The sequence below is a fragment of the Methanobacterium formicicum DSM 3637 genome, from assembly GCF_000302455.1.
GTDB classification, from domain to species: domain Archaea; phylum Methanobacteriota; class Methanobacteria; order Methanobacteriales; family Methanobacteriaceae; genus Methanobacterium; species Methanobacterium formicicum_A.
This window is the reverse complement of the sequence record NZ_AMPO01000002.1, coordinates 28,757-47,814: the sequence shown is the minus strand read 5'-3', so window position 1 is coordinate 47,814 and position 19,058 is coordinate 28,757. Positions and strand designations below refer to the sequence as shown.

At 37.8% G+C, this 19,058-nt stretch carries 21 protein-coding genes; 7 read left to right on the top strand and 14 right to left on the bottom strand.

Translation table 11 applies throughout. From position 1 onward, the window contains the following. Nucleotides 1–177: 177 nt before the first annotated feature. On the bottom strand, nt 178–336 hold the full coding sequence (locus tag A994_RS13240) for a hypothetical protein (protein ID WP_157787251.1): 159 nt from the start codon (nt 334–336) through the stop codon (nt 178–180). On the opposite strand from A994_RS13240, the gene A994_RS02900 reads away from it, so the two are divergent. The 3 genes from A994_RS02900 (at nt 321) to A994_RS02890 (ending at nt 4,043) form a co-directional block, all read left to right on the top strand. Next, on the top strand, nt 321–2,735 hold the full coding sequence (locus A994_RS02900) for a PAS domain S-box protein (protein ID WP_004029774.1): 2,415 nt from the start codon (nt 321–323) through the stop codon (nt 2,733–2,735). The two genes, A994_RS13240 and A994_RS02900, sit on opposite strands and share 16 nt — an antisense overlap. Before the next feature lie 365 nt (nt 2,736–3,100). Then, nucleotides 3,101–3,565, top strand: coding sequence for a hypothetical protein (locus A994_RS02895; RefSeq protein WP_004029773.1), 465 nt, complete (start codon nt 3,101–3,103; stop codon nt 3,563–3,565). Then, nucleotides 3,531–4,043 carry a metal-dependent hydrolase gene (locus A994_RS02890; protein WP_237739690.1) on the top strand — a complete coding sequence of 171 codons (513 nt, stop codon included), beginning with the start codon at nt 3,531–3,533 and terminating at the stop codon, nt 4,041–4,043. Before A994_RS02895 ends, A994_RS02890 begins: the two co-directional genes overlap by 35 nt. A 67-nt stretch (nt 4,044–4,110) precedes the next feature. Here A994_RS02890 and A994_RS13235 read toward each other — a convergent pair whose 3' ends face one another. From A994_RS13235 to A994_RS02850, 8 genes are all read right to left on the bottom strand, one after another. After that, nucleotides 4,111–4,263, bottom strand: coding sequence for a hypothetical protein (locus A994_RS13235; protein WP_237739689.1), 153 nt, complete (start codon nt 4,261–4,263; stop codon nt 4,111–4,113). A 67-nt stretch (nt 4,264–4,330) separates the two neighbouring features. Continuing rightward, on the bottom strand, nt 4,331–4,699 hold the full coding sequence (locus A994_RS02885) for a toxin-antitoxin system TumE family protein (protein WP_004029771.1): 369 nt from the start codon (nt 4,697–4,699) through the stop codon (nt 4,331–4,333). Beyond that, entirely contained in the window at nt 4,696–4,983 is a 288-nt protein-coding gene (locus A994_RS02880) for a hypothetical protein (protein ID WP_004029770.1), read from the bottom strand. The genes A994_RS02885 and A994_RS02880 overlap by 4 nt, the downstream gene beginning before the upstream one ends. A gap of 98 nt (nt 4,984–5,081) precedes the next feature. Continuing rightward, nucleotides 5,082–5,615, bottom strand: coding sequence for a hypothetical protein (locus A994_RS02875; protein WP_004029769.1), 534 nt, complete (start codon nt 5,613–5,615; stop codon nt 5,082–5,084). 37 nt (nt 5,616–5,652) lie between these two features. After that, on the bottom strand, nt 5,653–7,113 hold the full coding sequence (locus A994_RS02870; protein ID WP_004029768.1) for a sensor histidine kinase: 1,461 nt from the start codon (nt 7,111–7,113) through the stop codon (nt 5,653–5,655). 323 nt (nt 7,114–7,436) lie between these two features. Next, nucleotides 7,437–9,008, bottom strand: coding sequence for an MFS transporter (locus A994_RS02860; protein ID WP_004029766.1), 1,572 nt, complete (start codon nt 9,006–9,008; stop codon nt 7,437–7,439). A gap of 336 nt (nt 9,009–9,344) precedes the next feature. Next, a complete protein-coding gene (locus A994_RS02855) occupies nt 9,345–9,722 on the bottom strand; it encodes a toxin-antitoxin system TumE family protein (RefSeq protein ID WP_192812692.1) in 378 nt (125 codons plus the stop codon). Next, nucleotides 9,715–10,023, bottom strand: coding sequence for a hypothetical protein (locus A994_RS02850; protein WP_004029764.1), 309 nt, complete (start codon nt 10,021–10,023; stop codon nt 9,715–9,717). The genes A994_RS02855 and A994_RS02850 overlap by 8 nt, the downstream gene beginning before the upstream one ends. A gap of 291 nt (nt 10,024–10,314) precedes the next feature. Between A994_RS02850 and rfbA the strand changes: the two genes are divergently transcribed. From rfbA to A994_RS02835, 3 genes are all read left to right on the top strand, one after another. Further along, nucleotides 10,315–11,190, top strand: coding sequence for a glucose-1-phosphate thymidylyltransferase RfbA (gene rfbA / locus A994_RS02845; protein ID WP_004029763.1), 876 nt, complete (start codon nt 10,315–10,317; stop codon nt 11,188–11,190). Nucleotides 11,191–11,584: 394 nt separating this feature from the next. Beyond that, a complete protein-coding gene (locus A994_RS02840) occupies nt 11,585–12,235 on the top strand; it encodes a DUF998 domain-containing protein (protein ID WP_004029762.1) in 651 nt (216 codons plus the stop codon). 323 nt (nt 12,236–12,558) lie between these two features. Then, the gene (locus A994_RS02835) at nt 12,559–13,125 is read left to right on the top strand and encodes a Rossmann-fold NAD(P)-binding domain-containing protein (protein WP_004029761.1); all 567 of its coding nucleotides are present in this window, start codon (nt 12,559–12,561) and stop codon (nt 13,123–13,125) included. Nucleotides 13,126–13,584: 459 nt separating this feature from the next. On the opposite strand, the gene A994_RS02830 is transcribed toward A994_RS02835, so the two are convergent. From A994_RS02830 to A994_RS02815, 4 genes are all read right to left on the bottom strand, one after another. Continuing rightward, a complete protein-coding gene (locus A994_RS02830; RefSeq protein ID WP_004029760.1) occupies nt 13,585–13,803 on the bottom strand; it encodes a type II toxin-antitoxin system HicA family toxin in 219 nt (72 codons plus the stop codon). Further along, on the bottom strand, nt 13,796–14,008 hold the full coding sequence (locus A994_RS02825) for a type II toxin-antitoxin system HicB family antitoxin (RefSeq protein WP_004029759.1): 213 nt from the start codon (nt 14,006–14,008) through the stop codon (nt 13,796–13,798). Before A994_RS02825 ends, A994_RS02830 begins: the two co-directional genes overlap by 8 nt. Before the next feature lie 99 nt (nt 14,009–14,107). Next, complete coding sequence (locus tag A994_RS02820; RefSeq protein WP_004029758.1) at nt 14,108–14,812, bottom strand: nuclease-related domain-containing protein; 705 nt, start codon at nt 14,810–14,812, stop codon at nt 14,108–14,110. 113 nt (nt 14,813–14,925) lie between these two features. Next, nucleotides 14,926–15,957 carry a CPBP family intramembrane glutamic endopeptidase gene (locus tag A994_RS02815; RefSeq protein WP_004029757.1) on the bottom strand — a complete coding sequence of 344 codons (1,032 nt, stop codon included), beginning with the start codon at nt 15,955–15,957 and terminating at the stop codon, nt 14,926–14,928. 499 nt (nt 15,958–16,456) lie between these two features. Here A994_RS02815 and A994_RS02810 point away from each other — a divergent pair, with 499 nt between their 5' ends. Next, complete coding sequence (locus tag A994_RS02810) at nt 16,457–17,371, top strand: SDR family oxidoreductase (protein WP_004029756.1); 915 nt, start codon at nt 16,457–16,459, stop codon at nt 17,369–17,371. A gap of 99 nt (nt 17,372–17,470) precedes the next feature. Here the strand turns inward: A994_RS02810 and A994_RS02805 are convergent, their stop codons facing one another. Beyond that, on the bottom strand, nt 17,471–18,817 hold the full coding sequence (locus tag A994_RS02805; RefSeq protein WP_004029755.1) for a nucleotide sugar dehydrogenase: 1,347 nt from the start codon (nt 18,815–18,817) through the stop codon (nt 17,471–17,473). Nucleotides 18,818–19,058: the final 241 nt, after the last annotated feature.

The following is a 19,058-nucleotide window of genomic DNA, read 5'->3' as shown; positions in this document are numbered from 1 at the left end:
AATGAATTTTAAGCTATCATTAAAGAAGATGATTTTAATCTCCAATTCATGAATTCTATTAACCGTTTTTAATGAGGGATTGTACCATACTATACCGCATATTTAGACAAAACAATAACCAGTAACCTATCAATATTTATTATTCAACTAACAAATAATAATTTAATATATTAGGTGTTAAATGATCCCCATATCCAGTTGATTTGGACTGGTCATGGTAGCCGGACCCCATACTTTCTTAGTATTGTTCGATGATGAAAAGGCTAGAAGAGTAGTATTTATAATCAAAAATCCTGGATAGTTTGGAGGATATTTTTCCCATGGAACAAGAGTCAAGGGATGATTTTGAACCCCTAAAACCAGATCAAGTACCCCTGGAAGATGATGAAAAACAGCTATCCATATACTTGAATCGTCTTTCTAATTTTAAAATATATTCACAAGCCTGTGCATTGATAGTGATTGTTTTAGGAATCATTATTACCCTAGGATGGTTTTTAAACATACCCCTACTCCAGGGAGAGTTCCTGGGATTTCCTGGAAGCAAAATTAATAGCGCATTCCTGTTCATCATTGCCGGTGTCTGTTTATACCTTCTAAATCACCAATCCAAATCATGGACCCTGAATGTTTCCAGAATCCTTGCTGTGGTTACTGTATTTGTGAGTGTTTTAACCTTACTGGAATACGCCACCGGCCTGAACTTAGGTATGAAACAGTTACTAATCAGTTATTTACCTGGAAATATTAATTTAACCGGGCAAAGTAGAGTATTAAGTGCTTTTAATTTTACAATACTTGGTATAGCCATTCTAATGGCCAGTTACAAGTATAAACCCAACATCATGCAAACTTTAGCATTTTTGTCAGGTTTTTTAGCATTGATGGGATTAACTTCCTATTTTTACGGGATCAACAATTCTTACACAATGGATTTGATTGTGCAGATGGCTTTTCTCTCGTCAGTGATACATATCATTCTATCCATTGGCATCCTTTGCCTCTACCCAGACCGCAGCTATATGGGAAGGATCACTGCCCAGAACAGTGGCGGTTTCATGGCCAGGCGCCTTCTCCCAGCAACCCTGGTAGCAGTATTCCTCATGGACATCCTAATTAACCTAGGACAGAGGTTCAACTTATACAGTGAACATTTTAGTGATGTTTTAGGTATTATAATCTCCATGGCCTTTTTAACCATGGTTATTATCTGGAATGCAAAGATCCTTAACCAGATGGACCGGCAGAGACAAGAAGCAAACCTCAAACGTCAAAATCTGAAAAAATTCTACGAAAGTCTGGTGGAAGGTATTAACGAGGGGATATGGGTTACTGATGGTGAAGATCGGCTTTACTTCATGAACAATGGTATGGAGAAGTTGTCCGGGGTTAAAACAGAGAATATGGAGGGCTTACATATTCTGGATGACCTGCCAGATTCCTCTACCGGCCAGATGAAACAGTACTATCGTAAAGCTAAAGAAACCCTAAAACCGGTTTATTATGATTCTATCAGTGTTACCAGTCCCACTGGAATAAAATCATACCAGAGCGGATGGATTATACCCCAGTTTAATGATGGTAAGTTTAATGGGGCGATCTGTACCGTTATTGACCAGACCCCACGTAAGAAAGCTGAAAAAGCTCTTTCTAAATCTGAAACATTTTACCGGACCATATTTGAGAATACTGGTACTGCCACCATCATTGTAGGTGAGGACACCATTATCACCATGGCCAACAAGCGTTCTGAAGCCCTTAGTGGTTACCATGTAAAGGAGATTGAGAATAACTTAAGCTGGATAGACTTTGTGCATCCAGATGACCGGGAAAAAATGAAAAAGTACCATAAACTCCGCAGGGAACCAGGGAAAAATCTATCTGAAGAGTCGGGAACTAATACGTCCCCTGAGGACCAGGAAACAAGTATACCCTCTGAATATGAGTTCCGTCTTCTGAATAAGCGGGGTGAAGAAAAACAGATCATGCTTTCTGCCTCGGTAATCCCCGGTACCACCGATAGCGTGGTAAGCCTCCTGGACATAACTCAGCGTAAGAACGCTGAAAATAAGGTTAAACAATCATTGAATGAGAAGGAACTGTTACTACGGGAGATACATCACCGGGTGAAAAACAACATGCAGATCATAAGCAGCTTGTTGAACTTACAGCGCAGCCACATTCATGATGCTGAAGCTGATAACATCCTCCAGGAAAGCCAGGGCAGGGTGAAGAGCATGGCCCTGGTCCACGAGAAACTGTACCAGACTGATAACCTGGCCCGTATAAACGTTGCCGAGTACATCCGGAGCCTTTCCATGAACCTGTTCCACAGTTACACCGTCCAATCAGGAATAAACTTCACAGTAGATGTGGGAGAAGTTTACTTTAATATTGACACTGCAGTTCCCCTGGGACTTATAATCAATGAACTGGTCTCCAACAGTTTGAAGTACGCTTTCAGTGACCGGGATAAGGGTGAGATCAACATATCCCTTGAAGAAGCAGATGAAGCAGGTGTTTATCATTTAAAAGTAAGTGATAATGGTACAGGTTTTCCCAGTGACCTGGACTTCAACAACACCAACAGCCTGGGACTGAAACTGGTTAACACACTGGTACAACAGTTAGATGGTGAGATTAAACTGGTTAATGGGAGTGGAACTAGTTTCCATATAACCATTCATGAACAGAAGTATAAAGAAAGGGTTAAACCTTCCTCTGAAAATAATTAGAGGGACTAATTTTAAAAAAAGACAGATAAAATCCATTATAATCTAATCCATTATAATCTAATCCATTACAATCTAATCCATTACAATCTAATCCATTACAATCTAATCCATTACAATCTAATCCATATAAATGATATCAATCCTTCTAAAAGATATCAATCCTTCTAAAAGATAAACACCCATTGAAAAGTTAAATCCGGTGTAAACGATACCATCCATTATAAAAGATAAAGATACTTGTTTTAATTTCCAATCATTTCTTTTATGTATCGATATTCATGTGAACAAATCTTTATTTACATAAAAGAATTTTAAATATAAAACTAAACAGTTAATATCAATTTTTACTGGAGTATTGATTTCAAGTGAAACTGGATTCACCCATAAAAAGGATCTTAACCGGGATCATTCTGATAATTGTCCTGGCCGGGCTGTGCACATACTACGTCTCAGAATACCCGAACCACCTTAAATACCCATCTTATGAGGCCATACTCACAGATTATCCCCAGGGAGAAGTGGTGAATATTGGTGGGACTGTTACTTCCACCTTTAATGGAGGATTCCAGACAACTGAAAACTTCTACGGCCACTGGGTTAACATGAAGATCATTAGCGATACTCCAGTCAGTGCTGATGATAAAGTGTCGTTGGTGGGTGTTCTTGGTCCCAACAACACCATCATCAATGTGGAAAGGATAGAAGTGAATAAGTACTGGAAATATATTTTCGTACTCTTACGTTCATTAGTGGCCCTGATTTTCCTGCTGTACATATTCCACAGGTACTGGTCTTTTGACTGGAAAAGTTGTGAATTCAGGAGACGATAATATGCCTGACTGGATAGTTCACGTGGCAGTGGCCTGGACAATCTGCCGCGTGCTCCGTTTCAGGTATTCTGAGTTTAACCCGGCTAACACTGCCCTGGTTATGATTGGTTCCATCCTCCCGGATGCAATTAAAGTTGCCGTATTCTCAGATGTGATTGGTTACAATTTGTGGAATTTACTCTACGTTTTCCACCTGCCAATAGGCACTTTCATCATTGCAGGGATTGCCAGTCTCTTTTTCAGGGAGAAAAAAACAGCCTTCCTGTTTTTGTCCATGGGAATCCTGACCCACTATGCCCTGGACCTCCTACTGATACAGGTGGGATATGGAATGTACCTGTTCTATCCAGTCAGCTGGATGGGATTTTCCCTGAACCTGGTTCCCAATGATGATTTCTACATTACCATGTTGGCCCTGGTTATTGCTTTGGTGGTTTACCTGGTTTCAGGATGGTTGGAGAAAAAAAGAACGTTATGAAAGAGAAAAAAAGAATGTTGTGAAATTACCAGAATCCAGTTAAAAATAACTGTCAGAATCCATCCAGTTAAAATTTAATATTAATATCCTCAATGGAATAGATATCGGGTTCCCCATTTAAAAATGAAAATAAAGATTTTTCAGATAATTTCATTATAATTTGGATTTCCTTCTCATCTGAATTAGAATATGATTTGGTTTTCATTATTTCACTTTCCATCTTAAAAAATTGTTTTCCATCAATAAATATTTCAAACCTTAGATTTAGTAAATAAAAGAACAATAAATTATTGATTTTCTAAAATTTGACTTATATCATCAAGAATATTTAGAAAAGTCTTTTTTGGAACTCCTTTTACATTTTGTCCATCATGGAAGTGATGAGGATAGTTTTCTAATTCTGTATGATGAGGGGCATTATCCCATCTTACTATTAAATCTTTATTTTTATCTTGCAAATGGTAAGAGTAATCGAGTTTTTCGAGTTTTATTGTAACATATTCAAAAACATGAATTTCTGATCCATCAACGAGATTCATTTTAAATCTAATGAAACCTTTATTATTATCAACAAATTCACGGATAAGTTTAAACTCTTTTAATAATCGGAAACTTCGTGCTTGTTTTTTTAAAGATTCAAAATACGCTCCGATCATCCCAAAGCCTCTAAAAGAGCCTTTTTTTCTAATATAAGTTCCTGATAGATCTCCCATGATGATTTCCATTCTAAAAAGTCCATCTCATCACCCAGAGAACCACTGCAAAATTGTTGGTAGAAATTTTCACTTTCTAAATTATATTTACGTTGAAAATATTCCAGGTTTTGGTTAAGATCATCTAATTTAATATCTATTTCAATAATCCTATTCTTCAAAGCCCCAATAACGGCACTTCTCACCTGTTCTTCAGGCATTGCTGTGTCGCTAACATCTAAAGTCATCTGAATTCACCAGTTTATTAATCTAATACTTTATTATTTTACTTCTGTTTTATTATAATTTTCCCTGAAGAAAAAACCCCAGTTTTTACTGATAAAAACTAATTAATAGTCCTGATTATGGTATTCACCATTGCCTCCAAATGATATTTATCACTGTTGAAAAACTGTGCAGTGTCAGATGAGGTTATATCTATTTCCACCTGGTAATATTTCCCGTTTTTCTCAAAGAAGTAGGATTTAACATTTTCTCCACCACCATCCCGGGTAACCTGAATGGTTTTAACACTTATTCCTTCCCTGTTTTCTGTTCCAGAGGAGGTGACGTGCCAGGCGATTTTCTCGGTTTCACCATTGTAGGCCTGCTGGTAACTGGCTTCATCCGGGAACTGGTTAACCATCACCATTAAAACTGGCAGGGTGGTTCCATTGTAGTTGAGTTTGGCTGATTTCTGGTAGCCAGTGGTGAAGTTCTGGTACCAGCCAGTTTCCAGCTGGAACTGGGAGTTGTTCACTGCAGCATATCCTGAGGGGATAGTTGCAGTGGTGGGTGAGGCCGGAGTGTAGGTGAAAAATGCAACTACCACCACCAGCAATAAAACAGCAGGAATGATGAATATTTTACGTGATGTCATGTGTGAACCTTATTTTGGTGAATGGTTTAAGTCTTAATCAGGATCCGTATTCTTCTTCAGAGAATTTGATGGTGAAGCATGTGCCCCGTGTGGTGTTTAATTCTATTTCTCCGTTAACCTGGTGGGTGAGTGTGTTCACCAGACGCATTCCCAAGGAGTTGGTCTTCTTAAAATCCAGATCATCGGGAAATCCCTTACCAGTGTCTGCCACCTGGAAGGTGTAGTTATCCCCATCTTTATGGAATCTGACAGTCACATCACCCTCTTCCCCTGCGGGAAAGGCATGTTTAAGGCTGTTTGAGACCAGTTCATTAACAATGAGGCCAAGGGGTACTGCAGTGTTTATATCCAAGGGTACATTTCCCACATCCAGGTTGAGGTGGATGTTATCACTGGTTACATAGGTTCGGAAAAGTTCCAGGGTTAGCTTGGTGATGTAGTCCCCGAAGTTAATACACTTCAGGTCAGTGGACTGGTATAACATGGTGTGGATGAGTGCCATGGACCGTGCCCTTCTCTGACTTTCCCGGAATACTTCCAGGGCTGCTTTATCCTTAATATATTTTGATTGAAGGTTCAGGAGGCTGCTGATGACCATGAGGTTGTTTTTCACCCTGTGGTGGATCTCCTTAAGCAGGAGTTCCTTTTCATTTAAGGACTTTCGTAGTTGGGTTTCATACTCTTTCCTACGGGTCATGTCCCTTAAAATGGAAAGAACCATCCTTTCACCACGAAGGTTGAAGATATGGGCATTGACCTCCACTGGTATTTCTTTCCCATCACAGGTCAGGTTAACTGCCTCAAAGGTAGCATTACCCTCCTTTAAAAGCCTTTCCACGCAGGGTCCCTGTGTTTTAGTGGTTTCTTCGGAGTCAATATCGCAGGTAGTCATCTGTAGCAGTTCTTCCCTGGTGTATCCCAGGCGCTGGCAGGCTACATCGTTAACTTCCAGGAATTTTCCAAGTGTTCCATCATTTTTAATTTCATGGAGAAAAATAGCATCGTTGGCATTGTTGAACACTTCCCTGAATTTCTCCTCGCTTTCCTGGAGTTGCAGTTCCATTCTTTTACTGGTACTGGTATCCCTGGCTATGCTGGATGCTCCTATTACCTCCCCATTTTCATCCTTAATCGGGGAAACACTGATAGAGACGTTAATAATGGATCCATCCTTCCTGCGACGGAGGGTATCGTAATGAGTTACCCTTTCACCACTTTTAATCCAGGCCAGGATTAAAGATATTTCATCACTGTTGTAGGGTGGTATTACCATGGAAACACTGTTACCCACTGCTTCACGTGGTGTGTAACCATATATAGTCTCTGCAGCAGGATTCCAGGTTAATATGGTCCCGTCCAGACCCAGTGCCACAATAGCATCTTCAGTGTGTTTTACAATGGATTCCAGGTAATTAAGGTCGGACTGGGTTTTAGCCAACCTTTCTTCAGTTTTTTGAAGTTTTCTTTGAAGTTCTTCCCGCTCTGAATCTCGCTTCATAATAATAACTCCAAATAATCCATTATTTCTTTCATGTTTTTATGGTTTAATGGTTACAGTTTCATCTTTAACTTTTTTTGGGTTGATGATAAAGCGATTTTTGATAAAGTCATATACCCACCAAAAAGGGTTTTCCTTATCACCAAAAAGAATTAACCTCACCAAATAAGAGGGTTCTATCCTCAAGTCAATACCTTGATATGCAGTTACTTGGTAATTTACCAATAAAAAATTAATCAATTCCTTAATTCATCCATTTGTAATTCCAAGGGTTTAAATCCACATAAATGGCAAATTTCTTAAATCACCCCTATAAAATTTAATCATTCCATAGGGGGAGGTTTAATAAACAGAGATAAAAGGAACCCTACCAGCAGTAAGATTGCTGAGGATAGGAATGCTAATTGCATTCCCTGAGCTGAAGATTTTAAGGTTAAAGTGAGAAGGTTAGAGTCATTTTCCATCTTGGCCATATTGGGGTGTATCACCTGATCGATCCATGAGTAGATGTCATGGTTTAAAGCCTGCTGGTTCTGATACTGAGGATATTCAACTGGAAGTGAACTGGCAACACTGAAGTACACGGCTATGAAGAAAATAAGTCCAATCACAACTGTTCCAACAGATGAACCCACATTATTGAAGGTACTGAGTATTCCAGAACCATCTGCATATTGGGTTTCCTTTAAACTGGAGAGAACAATGTTGTTAAGATTAGGAAGGGCTAACCCCAGGCCTGCCCCTAAAATGAAAAGACCGGGAATAAGGTCGTACATGGTTAAATTCACATAATTCAGGAATGAAAGATACAGCATTAAAACCGCAACCATGGAAACAACAAACCCTACTGACACCAGGTGGTTATGTTTCAGGTAGCCGGTTAGTTTGTTGGCGCTGAGTGAGAATATCAGACTCCCCAATGGAGCTGCCAGGAGTATCACACCAGTCATAAGGGCAGTGGTTGCCCATCTGGTCTGCACATAAAGTGGTACAATGTAGAACACTCCCGCCATGATCAGGGACATAATGGCCACTGATATAATACCCAGAGTGAAGGGACGTGTTTTAAGAATATTGATGTTCATGAATGGTTTTTTATCCTGCCGGATCAGTCTTCTCTGGTAGAAGTAGAATATAACCAGGAGAATAATTCCAATGAGGATCATGCCCATGGCCACTGCAAACCCTGCAGGATTAATGATGGTCCCGGAGTAGTTAAGCCATGACGAAGGTGTGTTTAACTGCAGGACACCGATGATAATTATTAAAATTCCCGCTGCAGAGAGTATGGCCCCTTTAAGGTTTATGTCAGAAAACTTAAGTGGGTGTTCTGATTCAACCAGGCTCTTAGAGAGCAGGAGAATGAGGAGGACAATTATGGCTTCTAATCCGAAGCCCCATCTCCATGAGTAGAATGTGGTTAAAAAACCACCCAGTAATGGACCAATCGCTACTGAGACCGTGAAGATGGTAGCGGTGAATCCCAGGGCAAAGGTTCGTTTGGTTCCAGAGTAGGTGGAGGTGACTATTGCTGATGTGGCTGGCAGCATCAATGCTGCTCCGAATCCTTCAATCACTGACCAGCCCAGTAGTAACATGCCACTGTTCATACTGGTTGCGGCGATTATGGTTCCGACTCCATAGATAATGGCCCCGGTCAGGAATGTTCTTTTCCTACCAATTACATCCTGTAGTTTAGCCCCGAACAGGACGAAACAACCCATAACCAGAGTGTAAACTGCTATTATGGACTGCACATTTCCCAGGGTGGTGTTTAAGTCCTTCACCAGGTACATCATGGCCACGTTCATGAAGGTACTGTCCAGACCTATTATGAACAAGGATAAAGAAATAACAAAAAGAGCCATCCAGCCAGTTTTAACTTTTTCTACCACCAATACACCCCAGGGATTAGTATTATTTGAGTAACATTGCAAATAGCAATTATTTCATTATTTGTTATTACATGGTATCATTTAAATTATACTATATTAAAGTTTTCGGATATTGATAATAATTTATTTTTCATACTATGGATAGGCCAAAAACAACAGGAAAATATACGGGAAATATTAAAAATCCTGTGATTTTATTCTCTAAAATTATAATCAATCTAAAATTATAATCTAAAATTAAAAATCGGAACAAAAAATTAACAAATTTAACTGAAAATGGTAATTTTAACAAAATGGTAATGCAAAAAAACCTAATTAACACAATTATTGATGAATTTATTTTAATCTTCTTTCTAATTCTCTAAGTACATCCATAAAATGAGGTTCTGTCGAAGGTCGGGTTTCTCCTTCCAGGTGCAGATGGTGGGGAAAGTTTTCCAATTCCCTATGATGAGGTGCATTATCCCAGCGCATGACTAACTTTTTATCCTTATCCTGCCAGTGAAAACTGTACTTTTCAAGAGTTATTTTCAAATTGGAAGTGACATAAATAAAAATATCCATCTGACCGTTATCCACCAGGGATGCCTGGATACGCAGGTAACCCTCAAGATCTTTTACCATCTCTCGAGTTATATGATAATGTTTAATGGCAGTTGAGAGTATTAGTGCGGTTTTAACTGATGAAAAGTAACTCTGAATCAATCTAGGCACCCTCAAGGAGCATGAGCCTATTGTGGATCCTCTTCTTCATATCATAAAGGGAAGCCCACTCCATAAAGTCAATATTATCCTCAGTCTCACCTTTATCAAATTTCAATATGAATTCATCAGAATCCAGACCATATTCTTCCTCAAATGATCTCATTTGGGCTTCAATTTCCTTAAGATCCTCATCAAGTTTATCCATTTTATAACGGGTTAACTTATCAATTGTGAGGATGAATACTTCATCTTCCCCTCCAAGTTTTGCCAGTTCTTCCAGGATCCTTATTTTATTAACGACATCAACCATCACAATCACTTATACTATTTTAATATATGATATTTAATAAAATTTGTCAAATGAAGCCTGAAGATAATTCCCTAAAAATATAAAACTTCCTGTACCAGTTTAACAAAATTAAATAAATATTATAAACTAGAAATGATAATGAATAAAATTTAATGATAGATGTATTAAGATCATTTTTCTGATAGAAAACTGGTTGATGAATAAGGTTGAAGAGTTATCTTGAAGAAAGAATATTAAAGAGTTATTTGATTTAAAGAGTTATTTGATGAAGATTTAAAGAGGTTCAAGATTATGAAAGGAATTATCCTGGCCGGAGGTTCTGGCACCCGACTCTATCCCATAACCAAGGCAGTTTCCAAGCAGTTACTGGCAATCTACGATAAACCCATGATCTATTACCCCCTGTCAGTGCTCATGCTGGCCGGTATAAGGGATATACTGATCATATCCACACCAAGGGACCTTCCCCAATATCAGGATCTCCTGGGTGATGGCAGCCAGCTGGGAGTCAGTTTCTCCTACGCTGTTCAGGAAAAACCAAGGGGACTAGCAGAAGCATTCATAGTAGGTGAAGAATTCATCGGCGATGATAACGTGGCCCTGGTACTGGGTGATAACATTTTCCATGGTCACCGGTTCAGTGAAATACTGGAAAGGGCAGCATCCATGGAAAAAGGGGCAACCATCTTCGGCTACTACGTACGGGATCCCAAGGCTTTTGGAGTGGTTGAATTTGATGAAGAGGGTAACGTGATCTCCCTGGAAGAAAAACCCGCGCATCCCAAGTCCAACTACGCCATACCAGGACTCTACTTCTACGATAACAGCGTGGTGGACATAGCTAAAAACGTAAAACCATCCGATAGGGGAGAGCTGGAGATCACCTCAGTTAACGAGGAATACCTTAAACGGAAACAGTTAAAAGTGGAATTACTAGGAAGGGGAATGGCTTGGCTGGACACCGGAACCCATGACGGACTCCTGGAAGCCAGTAACTACATTGAAGCACTGCAAAAAAGACAGGGCTTCTTCGTAGCCTGTCTGGAAGAGATTGCCTACAACAATGGATGGATCGATGCAGAAACTGTTCTGGAACTGGCTGAAACTCTTAAGAAGACGGATTATGGAGATTATCTGGTTGAACTCATTAATGGTGAGTTTAAATGATTTAAAGTTATTTTTCCATGATTATTTCTACCCCTCTTTTATTATCCTTTTTTCTTTGTTATTGTTGTGCTAATTCTTTCTGAGGAACTATGAAAATAATAGTTATCCAGATTTATTTTGATGAAAAATTCCTATAATCAGTTAAAAATCTTACTCTGTCTTTAACAGCACAATTTTCCTGATTAAAACAGTTTAAACAGTTTCTAAATCAATACTATATTCCTCAAAGCCATGAAAAGCAGCACCACCCAGTAAATTTACACATTGTTAAATAAAACAGGTTTATATGGGTTATTTAACAGATATATTCTTTGGATGACTTCAACGAAACAACTTATTATATCTGAAAATTATCCGTTAATATGTCAAAAGGAGTAGGTTTAAGGTGAGGTTTATGAATGTTCAAAATGAAAACAAACAAGAAACAGGATATTATAAAATTGCAGGAATTATATTATTCATAAGCGCTTTACAGTATCTTTTAGCAGTTAACCTAGCGGAAACACAGTTTCCAGGGTATAGTATTGCAAACAACACATTAAGCACACTTGGAGGATCCATACCCCTAGTAGAACCATCAGCCATCATCTTTAACGTTAGCGTTATACTTTTCGGAATTTTAGGCCTTGCAACAGTCTATTTAATCCTCAAAAGTGGCGGTTCCCGTATTTTCTCAGTTTGTCTTGCTATTTCTTCAGCAGGTGCCATAGGCGTTGGATTATTCCCACAATACACTGGAAATACACACTTACTCTTTGCCCTGGTAACATTCCTCTTTGGAAGTCTTGCAACCCTATTCAGCTACAGACTAAACTTGAATATCCCTATGATTATAGTATCCTTAGTAATGGGTTTAATGTCTTTTATACTTGTCCTACTACTAATTATCCTGGGTTCTGGAGATGCTAATCCATTCATTGCATATCTAGGTATTGGAGGCAATGAAAGATTCGTCGCATATCCCATCATCATATATTTAGCTGCTCTTGGAGGATACCTGACAAGCAGAGGACAAGACAATGTTAAAACTAAACCCACAGAATAAAATATTTTAAAACTCGTTTAATAAATATTCAACGAGGTCATCCCAAAAAATATATTTTAATCAAGTAATTAACACGCGTAAATAATTTTTGTTAAGGATAATCAATCATATTTATTTTATCTACTTGGAACTGAATACCAATTCACTATTCTCTGATTGAGTGTATCTATTTACACAAGTTACTTCAAGTACACTCATTAATTAAGTGTATTTATTTACACAAGTTACTTTAAGTTCACTAAGATTATAAGGTATTTAATACACCATTTACTCCAGATACACACCAAAAGTTCATCTGTTTCTCATCCAGAGGTGTCCAGTTCATGTTATCTTTCCATATAAAATACGAGGAAACAGACGGGATAACTATTGGAAACCTGAATGCCTGCCGGGACTGGTCCCATGTAACTGATATTATCCATGGATACCAGGTGCTGGCAGACCGGGGCCAGAGCTGTGAGGTTTACAACCAGGGATCCATGCGATGCAACTCGGTCTTAAGTTACATATTACTAGGACTGGAGAAGGCAGGATGGAACGTAAACCGGATTGAAACCCTTAATGGTGATGCAGATAAAACAATTGATAATCCTGCCCAATTGAATAACGATCCCCTTTTCGGAGTAAAATTCGATAAAACCAGGGTGGACCAGATGATCCTGGAAGACCAGCTGGAATACACCATCCAGGATAAGGGTATTAAAGTCACCACCGACTCAAGACCAATTAATATTGAATTTAATCCAGATAGGTTCAGACCAGCCGAGATTCCACTGGTACTGTGTGATAACCGTAAGATCCAGAAGATTGGTGGGAAGATCGAGTGCAGTCTCAGTGATGTTATTAATGACCAGCTGGAATATTTTAACAAAAAAGAAAACAGGGTTTGAATAAGATTTTCAAAGAGAATGATGATCTTTTTTCCTTCTATTTTTCTAAGTGTATCATATGAACATTATGATTCATAGTAAACATAGAAATTTTCTATGATCGCTATGTTTTCTATGATGACCTTTTATTCATACATTAGACTGTTCATACATTAGACTGTTCATACATTAGACTGTTCATACATTAGACTGTTCATACATTAGACTGTTCATACATTAGACTGTTCATACATTAGACTATTCATACATTAGACTGTTCATACATTAGACTGTTCATACATTAGACTGTTTCCGGATAAGTCTTTTTGATTAAAATGCAGCCCAATAATTTAAAATCTGGGAAAAATTTAGGTTATTTCATTATCCACTAAATAATTTCTCCATCAGTCATGAAAAAGTTAAAAAAAAATATTCTCAAGATAAAAATAATATTTTAGCAAATTGAGATGAATAAGTAAATCACAACATTTCATTAAAATCTTCAACAGTTACATCAGCTATTTTAAGTATTTTCCGCAAGGTTCCTTTCTTAAGAGTTTTATGTAAAGGAACCGAGAATACACGATGATCCTTTTGCAAAACAACATGGTCCCCTTTACCAGTTCTAACTGTAAATCCTAATTTTACCAATGCTTTAACGGTTTGCCTACCAGAAACTGTGGGCAGCTTCTTAGACACTCAATTCCACCCTGGAGATCTCGTTGACTTTACTTAACCTTTTAGTTTCCAGATCAAGTGTTTCTAACACAAGTTCAATAGCCACTTTTATATTTTCAATGGCTTCTTCCTTAGACTCTCCCTGACTTATTGCCCCTGGAAGTTCCAAGCATTGAGCGGAGTAACCTCCTTCTTCTTCTTTTTCAAGGATTATAGTGTATTTCATGAATAAATGTTATGTCCTTTTATACATAAAAAGATATACTTAAAGATCTTACAGGCCCTACCTAACTTATACCACCAGATATAATTTATATTAACCTATCTAATTTATACTACCATACTCAGCTAAGATATTAATTATCTCCTTAACCTCACTGGAATTGAGAATTTTCCGCCGGTGGGATATGTGATGAACCAGTTTCTCAGGGTAAATGATTTCATAAGACTTTATTTTATTTTTTAAGATTAAATTATGGTTTATTGGAGATATTACTGGGAAAATAACTGCTTTACCTGATTTTTTTCTCATTTTGGGTTCAAGATAACTATTCAACTTTGAGACCTGTAATTTCACCTGCTTTGCCGGGTTTAAATCGGATACTCTGCCGGATGTATGGTACCAGCAGTCCTCATCAGGGATGTAGGTGGGTTTGTAGTTTTTGGTTTCAATAACGTAGATCCCAGTGGGTCCCACCACCACGTGGTCAATGTCACCACCCATGTTTGGTATTTTAACATCCCGAATAGCAGTGTACTTTTTGGGTAATTTTTTAAGTTTTTGGGCCACTATCTTCTCACCCCTAGCCCCTTTACTCCAAATCTTGCGTTTAGACCATCCATATTCAGATATGATCACTCCTGCAATGGCCAGTAAGGCCAGTATGGATACCTGGAGTAATTCCAGGGTCCGGATAAAGAGAATAATTCCTGAGACCCCGATTAATATGAAAATTATTCCCAGTAAGGTTATTTTAGTGTAATGGGATACCTTGGATTTTACATGTGATTTCTGTTTGGAAATGTGCATCACTCCGTGATTTCTTTAATCTATGTCCCTTTAAAATAATGTTCTCTTTTTTAAAAAAACTAGTGTCCCCTTTTAAAAAAATAATGTTAAAATACTGGAGTATTGTTGGATTTTCAGGGGGTTTCTGGAAGGTTTCCAGCTTTCCTCCACACTTTAGATCTTAAAAGCACCAGTGCAAATATTCCCAGAAGCACACAGCTCAGGGTATTAACCAGCAGGGCATCAGTGGAATAGGCAATGTATACTGCAACAACAGCTGCCAGTTTATTATTGATCAGGTGCATTATGACAGCTATCCAAACACTCCCTGTCTTCAGCACTGCGTAGCTTAAGATAATGCCAAAGATGATGGTGAATAATGTCATAAGGGCATTGCCCAGAATGGGTTGTCCGGGGAAGTTGTATCCCATGGCATTCATGGGATAATGCCAGATGCCCCATATAATTCCCAGCACCAGAACACCTTTATATCCACCTAGAAGTGGGAATAACCTGTCCTGAAGGTACACCCGCCATCCAAATTCTTCCCCGAAATATAAGGTCCATGCTGCAAAGAAATAAATGACAAAGTAGGATGCCAGTGTTATTAAAAACTCATAAATGTTAAAATCATCCAAAGGCAAACCAGATCCAGTTAAAAAGAGAATAACCGATTCAAGGATAAGTATACCTAAAATGATCAATGGCAAAATAAGGTAGTATTTACGATTGCAACCGAAGGATAGTTTTGAAGCAGACAGACCTTCCCGAGTCTTCTTTTTCAGGTTCAGCACGATTACGGTTATCATTCCAACAACTGCAATGATGGTTGAAAGAGCAGGTAAATTCATCACACTCCCCATAACTGGTCCGCAGTAGTTTTCATAGGCAAATAGAACTGCGTAAAGGATGAAAAATGTGAATACTATTTTAACTTCTCTGGTGAGTGCCCGGGATTTAAAGTAGATCATGCAAATAATGGCACTGGTTGCAGGTATGAACATGCTCAATGCCAGGGTGGTACTCCACACCTGTGATGGTGGAGAGGGTATGTAACCAGCAATATGATAAATATAAAACTGAAGAAGATAGGTTGCTATAAAAGTGATGGCTAAGAACGTGTATAATTCTTTTTTTAACTGTCCCCTGTTGATTAGATTCTCCAAATAAAGCCTCCCATTTAATAAATAGATTTACCATGACAATTTGTCGGTAGTATTATAAATATGTGACTTTAAATCATGACACTTGTGGAATTAGAGGGTTTTTGAACTTTTAATGTGTTATTATATCCATTGATTCAATTTTTAGGTATGTGAATACTCAAATTGAAGCTTGAGGAAAAAATTAAAAAACCCCTTAAGATTTACTACTTATTTTTAGACTTACAACTTACTCTATCCAAGAAAATGTGTCCCAGATAAGAACAACCAGATAAGAACAACAATACCCTAATAATAGAATAGAATTATCGATACAAAAAAAGAATTTAATTAAATAAATTACAATACATATTAAACTAAACTCATAGTTCTGGATATATTGAACATTTTTTGAGTTAATAAATACAATATAAACGATAAATTTAATGAAAGAAGATTTAAAAAGTTTTAAACTGACTAAAATTTTATTAAAGCGGAGATTGGTATTATTAAAAACAAAAAAGTGGTAGTAACTGGTGGACTGGGATTTATAGGATCCCACATAGTGGAAGAATTATACCCGGATAATCAGGTTTTCATAGTGGATAACGAGGCCACAGGAAAACATAAAAATATTGAAAACTTCGATCTTGACCAAATAAGCTTAATAATGGGAGACATAACAGCCATTGATCTTCATGAAATCTTTGAGGGCGCAGATTATGTACTACACCAAGCAGCATTACCCAGTGTTCCTAGGAGTGTGCGGGATCCATTAAGGTCCAATGAAGCAAACGTTACAGGGACCCTGAAGGTTCTTATAGCAGCCCGTGATTGTGATGTGAAGAAGGTGGTTTGTGCATCTTCATCATCAGTGTATGGAGACACACCAGTACTGCCAAAGGTTGAAACCATGCCACTAAATCCCAAATCTCCTTATGCTACTACTAAAGCCACTGGTGAGTTGTACTGCCAAAATTTCAAAGATATTTATGGATTGAATACAGTCTGTCTGCGCTACTTCAATGTATTTGGACCAAGGCAGGATCCTAACTCCCACTACGCAGCAGTCATTCCCAAATTTATAACAGCGATTATGAATGGAGAATCCCCGGTTATATTTGGTGACGGGGAGCAGAGCCGGGATTTCACTTACGTGAAGAATGTGGTTCAGGCAAATATCCTAGCATGTGAAACAAATATGCAGGGAGTTTACAATGTAGCATGCGGCAGAAGAACCACACTTAATGAACTAACTGGTATGATGGGTGATCTATTAAAAGTGGATGTTAACCCTGAATACACTGACCCCCGATCAGGGGATGTTAAACACTCCATGGCAGATATCGATAAAATAACATCACATGGATACAGTCCCAGTAATGATTTCAAAAAGGATCTGGAGAATGTTATCAAATTTTTTGCAACAAAAAAGTGATAAAAAAATCATCAATAATGTCTAATCACGAAAAAATTCATACCCCAATCTATTTTTAAGAAGTATATATTAAAATTTTAAAATAAATTTGATGAGGAATTAATGGGAGTTGTTTACTGCTCCAACTCCACTGTAATAGAATCCCATTTTTCTTAATTTCTCAGGGTTATATATTCGCCGGGCATCAATGATAATGGGGATTTTCATTAGATTTTTTACTTTTTCAAAGTCGATATCCCTGAATTCATGGTGAGCAGTCATAAGCACCATAGCATCAGCATCTTCTAGTGCAGTGTATACATCACTTTCCAGTATGCCGGAAACTGCTGTTTCTTGAATATAAGGGTCCACTATTGTGATTTGTGCTTGATTATGCTCGAGTTCATGGATTAACTCTGCAGATGGCGATTCACGAGCATCACCCACATTCTCTTTATAGGATAAACCTAACACAACCACTTTTGAATTTTTGACTGGTCGCTCATTATCATTAAGAGCATCAGTTACCAGTCCAAAAACATGCTTTGGCATGTAATCATTGATAGTGCGACCCGCAGCTATAACTTTAGAGTGATATCCCAGTTCTTTAGCCTTTTTAACCAAGTAATAAGGATCTACGGGTAGACAATGTCCACCTACTCCACCACCAGGGTAGTAAGCGTTGAAGTTCCATTTGGTACTGGCACCTTCAATAACTTCCATAACATCAATACCAATCTTTTCAAAGATCATGGCCAGTTCATTCATCAAAGCAATATTCAAATCACGCTGGGTGTTTTCAATAACCTTAGCAGCTTCAGCAGTTTTAATATTACGTAAAACTGTTATTTCTTCATCAATGATGAATTGATAAAGTTTATGAGTAATGTCAGCCCATTCTGGAGTTATACCTCCAATTACACGAGCTACTTTCTCAAGAGAATGTGCATCATCTCCAGGATTGTAACGTTCAGGACAATATGCCAACCCAAAATCTACACCCGCTTTAAGTCCTTGAGATTCCAAAATAGGTTGAAGAGTTTCTTCAGTTACACCCGGATAAACAGTTGATTCCAATACAACCAATTTGCCCCTATCCAGCCCTTTGACAATATCTCTACCAGCAGATATTATGTAAGATAAGTCAGGATCTTTGGATGAAGTTACTGGTGTTGGTACAATAAGTAAAATAATATTAGATTTTCGAGTAGCACCTGTGAGGTTTGATTTAGCGACCAATTTTTTATCTTGAACAACTTTAAGGAGCCTTTCATCTAAACCCAGCTCCCCTAAAGGTGAAATCCCCTTATTTATCATGTTAAGTTTCTTCTCATTAACATCTACCCCAATTACATTAAAACCATTTTCTGCAAAGAATATGGCTGTTGGGAGGCCAACATAGCCCAATCCCACAACACAAATGGTTGATTTCTTGTTTTTAATCTTCTCTAATATTTTTTGATACATTTCTGCACCTAATTTTTATTTTTGTAATCAAAATAATATATTCAAATTTTATTTTTTAAAATTCATCTACACTTACTTTAAAGATTGATTTAAATATTATTTTCGATTCAATGGGACTATAAAATTATTGGGTGTTGATATTTTTATGTTAAAGTTTATTCTAAACCCGAAAACTATACATCCATTAACAAGTTTAAGAATTATAATTATTAAATAAAAGAATTCCCTAAAATTCATAATC